Consider the following 8124-nt stretch of genomic DNA (forward strand, 5'->3'; position numbering starts at 1 on the left):
TTTCTGTCCTCGGCCGGTACCCATGGTTGAGACTCCTTTTCGGATGAGGGAATGTGATCCGCCGATCGTTGAGACGACCGGTCTACTATTACGCTAGACGACTGGTCGTATACTCGCAACCATGGGACGTACCAGTGACGCGCGAGACAAGATCCTCTCGGCGGCGCAGACACTGATCGAACAGCGTGGCTACACCGCCTTGGGGGTCGCGGAGATCTGCGCAGCGGCGGGCGTGCCGAAGGGCAGTTTCTACCACTTCTTCGAGTCCAAGCAGGCCCTCGCGCTCACCGTGATCGACGAGCACTGGACCGAACAACGCCGGCAGTGGACCGGACTGCTCGGCGCCGACCGTCCCCCGCTGCAGCGGTTGCGGGACCTGTTCGAGGCGACCGAGACGGTGCAGCGCATCGGTCAACAGGACAACGGCACCGTCGTCGGCTGCCTGTTCGGCAACCTCGCCCTGGAGCTCAGCAACCAGGCCGACGACGTACGGCGCCGGCTGCAGGAGATCTTCGACGAACAGATCAAGCTGATCGAGAAGGTGGTCGCCGAGGCGCACGAGCGTGGCGACACCGCATCCACGTTGGACACCCACGCCGCCGCGCAGTCCATCGTGGCCCAGTTGGAGGGGCAGGTGCTGTTCGCGAAACTGCTCAACGACCCCGGCCAGGTCGAGGCGATGTGGCGCAACTGCCTGGCGTTGCTGGGCGTCGTGGACCCTGACCTGACCTGACCGGGCGTTGGCGGGAGTGCCCGGGGCTAGGCCGTCCCGACGATGCGGTTCTCCCAGGCCCAGGCGGCGATCTCGACCCGGTTGCGCACCCCGAGCTTGGCCTGGATGCCGGACACGTGGCTCTTGACCGTGCTCAGCGAGATGAACAACTCGGCGGCGATCTCCTGGTTGGTGCGCCCGCCGGCGATGGCCCGGACGACCTCGGTCTCCCGTTCGGACAGCGCCCGCGTGGGCCGGCCGGCGGCCGGTGTCGCCGCGGCCGCCAGACGGCGCAGCAGCCGTACGGTGACTGAGGGCGAGACCAGGGCATCCCCGACGCTTGCGGCCCGGACGGCCTCGACGAGCAGGACGGGGCCGGCGTCTTTCAGGATGAAACCGACCGCCCCGCCGCGCAGCGCACCGTATATGTACTCGTCGAGGTCGAAGGTGGTGACCACGACCACCCGGAGCGGATTCGGGACGCCTGGGCCGGCCAGAGCGCGGGTGACCTCGATGCCGTCGAGCCGGGGCATCCGGATGTCCACGAGGCACACGTCCGGGCGCAGCCGCCGGGCAAGGGCGACCGCCTCGACGCCGTCCGACGCCTCCGCGACCACGCTGATGTCGGGCTGGTCTTCGAGGATGATCCGCAGGCTGCCGCGGATCATCGCCTGATCGTCGGCCAGCAGCACTTTGATGGTCATCGGGGCTCCCGGGCGGGGACGGGCAGGGTGGCGAGCACGGACCAGCCGGCCCCCGGGCGCGGACCGGCGCACAGTGTGCCGCCGAGGATCTCGACGCGTTCCCGCATCCCGACCAGACCGTACCCGCCGCGGTGGTGGTACCGGACCGGGGCCTGCGCGGCGTCGTCGACGACCTCGACCGTGATGCCCTGCCGATCCTGGGCGACGCTGACCGTGACCGAACGGGCATGCCGGGCGTGACGGACGATGTTGGTCAACGATTCCTGGACGACCCGGTAGACGGTGCTGGTCACTTCGGGTGGCCATACCGATTCACCGTCGGGCAACCGCAGGCGTACCTCGGGGCCGTGCCCGTCGAAGCGTTTGACCAGGTCGCTGAGTTGTTCCGGGCCGGGTGTCGCGGGGGCCGCGTCATCGGTGTCGCGCAGAAGGCCGACGACGCGGCGCATCGCGGCCAGCGCGTCGGAACCGGCGGCCTCGATGTCCGCCAATGAGCCTTCGAACTTCTCCGGGTGCTTACGGGAGACGAGCCGGGCGGCCTGGGCCTGGACCACGATGCCGGTGATGTGATGGGCGACCACGTCGTGCAGTTCCCTGGCCAACTGCAGGCGTTCGTCCCGGCGTACCTTCTCGGCGACGGCCCGGCGGCGGTTGTCGAGTTGCCGCAGGCACATCCCGATCGCGAGGGCGGCGAGCCATCCCGCGCCGTTCAGCCGGGGCACCGCGCCGGAGGAGTCCGGAGGGATGGCGAGCCAGGTGCCGGCGACCACCGCGAACCCCGCGGCCGCGATGGCGCCGGCCGGCGGTACAGGAAGTGATCTGATCGCCGAGCCAACGAGAACGGACAGACCCAAAGCCATGGCGGGGCCGGGTTCGGCGGGCAGATGGACGAACCGGGTGGCCAGGATGGCGACCGCCGCGACGGCCAGGCCCGCGACCGCCGCCCACGCCCGGTCGCGCCGCCGCACCAGGGCGATCACGCACACCACGGCTCCGGCGGCGCAGTCGAACTGCCAGTAGCCGCCGCCCCAACTGTCCGCGATGCCGACGGCCGTGACGGCGAGCACCGCGGCGAACACGACGCCGAGCCCGGCATCGACCGCGATCCCGGCCAGCCGATCTCGAACGTTCACACTGTTCAGGCTACGAGAATCCGCACTCGCACCGAATCGGCCGAAAGTACGATCGTGCTTCCGTCTGGGGAGGCGCGCCGGTCCGAGAGTGCGTTCGGTCTGGGGAGGCGCGCCGGTCCGAGAGTGTGGTCGTGTTTCCGCCCGAGGACGCCCTCCGGCGGTTGCTCGTCACGTCTGCGCCAGCGCGAGCAACACGGTCGCGGCCAGGGCCAGCATGACGCCGAGGGTCTGCACCGGTGCCATCCGCTCCTTCAACGCGGCACGCGACAGGACGATCGTGGCCAGAGGGTAGAGGTTGACCAGCACGGATACGACGGCGAGGCTGCGGGACCGCAGTGCCAGCAGGAGCAGGGCGTTGGCGGTCCCGAGCAGGACGCCGGCCGTGACGCCCAGCGCGCGACTCCGGCCGGGAGACGGCAGACGAGTTCGGTCCACATCGGTGTCCAGCAACGACAGGACGTACCGTACCCGGACGCTGCCGGAGGACAGTGCCAGGAGAGGCGCCAGCACGATCAGGCCCACCGCGCTTTCGACGAGTCCGGACGTGAGACCCGACTCGGTCGGCGCGAAGTCCAAAGAGACGATGGAAAGTCCCAGGCTGATGCCGGCGACCACGGAGAGGACCACTGTTCGTACGCGCACCCGTATCCGCGCGGGGCCGGCCCCCCGCTGGGCCGAGATCAGGATTCCGCTCGCGACGGCCAGGCATACGGCGACCCAGGACCAGAACGTCAGACGCTCGCCGCGCACGATGGCCACGGCGATCGGGACGACGGATTCGAGAACGGCGATCAGCGGTGACACGAGGCTCATCGGCCCGATGGCCAGCGCCGCGTAGAACATCAGGAAGCCGACGATCGCGAAGACGCCCGCGGCCGACCCCGAGAGCACCGAGGCGGACGACCATGCCCCGTCGCTCAGGGCCACCATGATCGCAAGGATGAACGTGGAGAGCAGATAGATGATCGCCGTCGTCGGTACGACGCGGAGGCGCATCGCCGCGAATCCGCCGAGGAAGTCGGACACGCCGAAGGCGATCGCTGACAGCAGTGCGAGCGAGACGCCCAGGATCACGTAACCACTGTAACGGGAATACTGGTTACACCGCCACGTGGACTGGCCATCGGCGCGTGGTCAGGCGTGCCGAAAGTCGTCGCGGGTGCGCTGGAGGTAGCGGTAGACCTCGTCACTTGCGCGCGAAGCGGCGATCTTGTTCGTGGCGAGGTTGATCGTTGCGTTTCCGGCCATCGACAGCGCCGCCCACGAGGCGACTTGGAGACCGAGCGGCCAGGAGAACGGCTCAGACATGGGCAGAATGGTTGCCGCGGCCCCGGCCGTCACGGCCACGAACGCGAAAACGCCGCCACGCACCCACGTCATCCTGCTTGCCTTGGCCGCTTTGTCGAGGTCGCCGATCGCGTCTCGCAACTCCAGGCGCATTCCCTCCATGACCTCGTGCGGATTCTCGCCGTAATACCGCCCGAGATCGAACTGCATCTTCCGGAGTTCGTGCATCACGCGGCGTCGCTCGTCGTCGTACCGCGTCCGGAAGGCGATCACCTTCTCGAGGTCGGTGCCTGGAGCGGGCATGGGGAGCAAGTCGCCCACGTCGACTTCCAGGCAGGGGCCTGCACCCTCATGCCCTGATGGTGCGTTCACGGCCCAGAAGAAGTCTTTGTCGGTGGTGTAAGTGGACCGTGTCGGTCCAGTGGCGCCCTTTCCCGCGGCGTCGCGTACAAGATGGTCGGCGGCGACCGCGAAGATCATGTGACGAAGCTTCGTATCGACCCATACTTCGGTCACCTGGTCGTTCGAAGATCGTGCCCGTGCCAGCCCTTCTTCGAGCAGCAGTCGGGTCCAGGCCGGGGGGAACCTGCTCACCGAGTACCAGTTGCTGACGGCATCGGCCGCTGGATCCTCCTCCGGCGGCACCAGATCTTCGCGCGACACATGCTTCAGCAGACGATCGAGTTCCGTTTCGAACGTGGAGTGAAGCGCACTCGGGTATCCCCACAATGAGATCGGCTCATACAGCCCGGACTCCGCCAGCCGTAACAGAGCCCTGCTGCGTTCGGTCCGCTCCGCATATTGGCGCCATTCGTGGGGTGCGATGCTGGCCACCGAATCCCAGTAGAGAACGGCCTGGAACAACGCAGACTCCGGCGGCGTCATGCCGGGGTAGTAGAGCATCTGCGGCATTGCTTTCCTCCCAGCCGAGGAATTCGAATGCGGCGACAGTTGATCGCTCCGCCGAGGACCACTATGCATCCGCGCCACTGACGGCGCCATGCAAGCGACAAGAAAATGTCGGCGCCTACCTTTCGTCGGTACGGCTTTTGCGGGCGGCTTGGGGTACGGCCTTGGCGGTGTGGTTTTGCGAGGGCCTTGCCGTACGGCCTTGCAGTGTGGTTTTTGCGGTGCGGCCCGCTCAGTACCAGGCGGTGAGCCCGGCCGCCCCGGCTCCGTTCTCGGAGGCGTGGCGGAGAACGCCGAGCGGCCGATCGAGCAGTTCGGCCACATCGAAATCCGGACTCTCCCCGAGCCCGGACATCCATTCGTCGATACGCGCAAGAACCGAGGCACGCCGGGGCCCGGTGATCGCCAAGGCGGCCTCGGCCAGCGGCAACACCTGACGGACCTCTTCGGAGGTGAGCAGGAAGTCGCCGAACCAACCGGATGACGATGAGATCTCTTCGGCGCCGAGTCCATACCGCAGGGCCACTGCCGGCCTGACCTTGCGGACTGCCGTGACGTACAGACCCGGGCCCTCCTCGGCCGGATAGAGGGCCATGATCGCATCGCGCGTGGTGTCCAGGATCGGCCCGTGGCTGAGGATCAGGTCGACAAGGCGGCCGGCCGCCGAGGTCGGGTGACCGGGCTGCGACGTGCAGGGCACGCCCCGATCATCGGCATGGCCCGGAATCGCAGGTCGTCTGCCGGCCGCGGAGGCGAACTGTTCCGACAACAGCACGGCCTCGTCGCCGGGGATGACGCCGACGATCCACACTCCCGTGGAACTCACCATGTGCTCCCGGCCGCTCAGGCTGTCAACATGCCGGATCTTGCCATACGGACGCACTGTTGTGAGCCCTCGATCGAGCCACCCGTAACCGCCCCTTTCCGGCGGGTGTGGTCCACTGGTCAGGGGGAATTGCGAGATGAGCGCGCCACAGCGGTGGTCAATCACAACGCGCATCACTCTGTTCACCGGTGTGGTGGCGGCTCTGCTCTCTGCGCTGCTCGCCACGGTGCTCATGATCGCCATCAGCCGGGTCGCCACGGATTTCCTCACCGACGAACTCGCGGCGAACGCCGGGCGTGTGGCCACCGCAGTGGAGCAGGGCCGGATCTACTATCCCCTCGCGTACCACCAGTCCCGCAACATGCAAGTCGTCGACCCGCGGGGCCGGGTCGTCGCCACCACCGAGGCGCTACAGGGCAAGCCGCGCATGGCGAAGTTCACCTCCGACGGCAGGACGAGCGCGACCTCAGTCGTATGCGGCGGTGTCTTCCCGATGGGGGAGTGCAACATCGTGGTCGCGAGATCCGCCCGCCACGGCGGCGAGAACTGGATCGTCTACAGCGCCTCTCCAGTCACGCCCACCTGGGGCGATCCGCGACTGGCCGCGCTGGTGGGAGGAAGCGCGGTGGCGCTCGCTGCCGCGGTCACCTACCTCGGCCACCGGGTCGCCAAGGCGTCCCTCAGGCCGGTGAGCGCCATCCAGGCGGAACTCGAGGAGATCAACGCGAGCTGTCCTGATCGCCGGGTGCCCGTGCCGTCCGGCGAGGACGAGATCCACGATCTCGCAGAAAGCGTCAACCACACCCTGAGCCGACTGGAGGCCGCGTTGCTACAGCAGCGTCAGTTCGTCTCCGACGCGTCCCACGACCTGCGCAGTCCGATCGCCGCGATGCAGGCCGAGGTGGAGGACGCTTTGATCGCACCCCAGGAGACCAGTGTGCCCAAGCTGGGTGTGGCCGTTCTGAGCGATCTCAAGCGGCTGCAGGCGATCGTGCATGATCTGCTGACCATCGCCCGCCTGGACTCCGGGATGCCCGGCGCACGCGAGCCCGTCGACCTTTCCGCCCTTGTCGCCAACGAGTTGCGGACGCGCCGGCCGGCCAAACAGATCGAGTCGGCGCTCGAGCCGGGTGTGATTGTCGTGGGCGACCGTTCACGGCTGATCCGCGTGTTCACCAACCTCATCGACAACGCCCAGCGGCATGCGGACAGCACGATCACCGTGATCGTACGGCGGGGGCCGGGGGACGATCAGCGCTTCTCCGAGGGCGTCGCGGTGCTGGAGGTCGTCGACGACGGCCCCGGCATCGATCCGGACAAGCGCGAACTGGTCTTCCAGCGCTTCATCCGGCTGGACGCCGCCCGCACCAAGGATGCCGGGGGCGCGGGGCTGGGTCTCGCGATCGCCCGGCAGATCGCCGAGAGCAACGGGGGGACTCTCCGGATCGAGGACAGCCCTCGCGGCGCACGCTTCGTCCTCCGGCTTCCGGCCGCGCCGGGGAGCCGTGAGGCCGAGGAGCCGGCGTCGTACGACATGCTCAATTGGCGCGACTGAGGCTGTGGTGTGAGGACGTATGGTCCTTGTCGTGCCTGGTTTCATTCAGCGCCCGAGTGCGCGACTGCTCGTTGCGGACGATCATGACCGAGTTCTGCTTTTCAGTAGCGTGGACGCCACGTGGTTCACCCCCGGCGGGGGTATCGACGATGGCGAGCCGCTCGCGATGGCCGCGGTACGTGAGCTGCGCGAAGAGACCGGCTATCGGGTGGATCCAGAGGAACTGGGCCCGGTCGTGGCCACGACCTCGGGCCACTGGAGGGCGGGCTGGGACGGCCAGATCCGGTTCTCGGTGGAGTCGTACTTCTTCCTGCGGGTGCAGGAGTTCGCCTTGGACAGTACGGGACTCGATCGCTACGAGCTCGATTTCATCACCGGGCATCGATGGTGGTCACTGGCTGAGCTTCAGACCACGGAGGAGAACGTCGTCCCGTGGGGTCTGGCCGTGCTGTTGGAACGGCTCTACGCGGGCGAGACCCCGGCCGAGCCGGTTCGGCTTCCCTGGCACCACCCCGAGTTCGCTCACCTGGCCGACGCGTAGGCACCTCGGTTGTGAGGGGAGTCCGTACGTCTCAACGGCCGTGAAGGTTTCGAGCGGCCGTGCCTTCGTGCGATCAAAGGTCGGGCTCGTGTGTTTCTTCGTGGTTCCCAGACCAAGCCGAACATCCGCCCGCGGGTCCCAGCGACGGCATCCGCTTTAGGAGAGCAGCTGTCGCGCTACCCACTCGCTGGAGTTGACCTGCAGAAACGCTGTGAAACGTTCACGTCGTTTGCTCGATCGTCCCGCACATGTCCCGCGCCGAGTCGGTCATTAAGTCACGGCATCACTCGGTGGCAGACACCCCGAGCCGGTTATGCGGGCGACGGGTGGTTGTTGGAAGTGTCTTCAAGCCGCCGGTACATGCCGTGGGTGGTCGCGGCTGGCACGTCCCAACTTGCCGCTCTGTCATTTGCTGGTGGAACACGCAATTGCTGTGATGGGTTGCGTCCACGGGAGT

General features: G+C 67.6%; 8 protein-coding genes. 3 read left to right on the top strand and 5 right to left on the bottom strand.

The window, feature by feature from the left end; genetic code table 11:
• Nucleotides 1-121 precede the first annotated feature (121 nt).
• A complete protein-coding gene (locus Psi02_RS36300) occupies nt 122-733 on the top strand; it encodes a TetR/AcrR family transcriptional regulator (RefSeq protein WP_203980387.1) in 612 nt (203 codons plus the stop codon).
• 26 nt (nt 734-759) lie between these two features.
• Here the strand turns inward: Psi02_RS36300 and Psi02_RS36305 are convergent, their stop codons facing one another.
• The 5 genes from Psi02_RS36305 to Psi02_RS36325 form a co-directional block, all read right to left on the bottom strand.
• Entirely contained in the window at nt 760-1416 is a 657-nt protein-coding gene (locus Psi02_RS36305; protein ID WP_203980388.1) for a response regulator, read from the bottom strand.
• A complete protein-coding gene (locus tag Psi02_RS36310; RefSeq protein ID WP_239095452.1) occupies nt 1413-2549 on the bottom strand; it encodes a sensor histidine kinase in 1137 nt (378 codons plus the stop codon). The genes Psi02_RS36305 and Psi02_RS36310 overlap by 4 nt, the downstream gene beginning before the upstream one ends.
• Nucleotides 2550-2717: 168 nt before the next feature.
• Entirely contained in the window at nt 2718-3623 is a 906-nt protein-coding gene (locus tag Psi02_RS36315; RefSeq protein WP_203980389.1) for an EamA family transporter, read from the bottom strand.
• Between the two features lie 60 nt (nt 3624-3683).
• Nucleotides 3684-4748: a hypothetical protein gene (locus Psi02_RS36320; RefSeq protein ID WP_203980390.1), complete on the bottom strand. Its 1065-nt coding sequence runs from the start codon at nt 4746-4748 to the stop codon at nt 3684-3686.
• A gap of 229 nt (nt 4749-4977) precedes the next feature.
• Entirely contained in the window at nt 4978-5571 is a 594-nt protein-coding gene (locus tag Psi02_RS36325; RefSeq protein WP_203980391.1) for a hypothetical protein, read from the bottom strand.
• A gap of 136 nt (nt 5572-5707) precedes the next feature.
• On the opposite strand from Psi02_RS36325, the gene Psi02_RS36330 reads away from it, so the two are divergent.
• Both Psi02_RS36330 and Psi02_RS36335 read left to right on the top strand, forming a co-directional pair.
• Nucleotides 5708-7126, top strand: a complete 1419-nt coding sequence (locus tag Psi02_RS36330) for a sensor histidine kinase (RefSeq protein WP_203980392.1) — start codon at nt 5708-5710, stop codon at nt 7124-7126.
• A gap of 19 nt (nt 7127-7145) precedes the next feature.
• On the top strand, nt 7146-7667 hold the full coding sequence (locus Psi02_RS36335) for an NUDIX hydrolase (protein ID WP_275415335.1): 522 nt from the start codon (nt 7146-7148) through the stop codon (nt 7665-7667).
• Nucleotides 7668-8124 lie beyond the last annotated feature (457 nt).

The organism is Planotetraspora silvatica (assembly GCF_016863315.1).
GTDB classification, from domain to species: Bacteria; Actinomycetota; Actinomycetes; order Streptosporangiales; family Streptosporangiaceae; genus Planotetraspora; species Planotetraspora silvatica.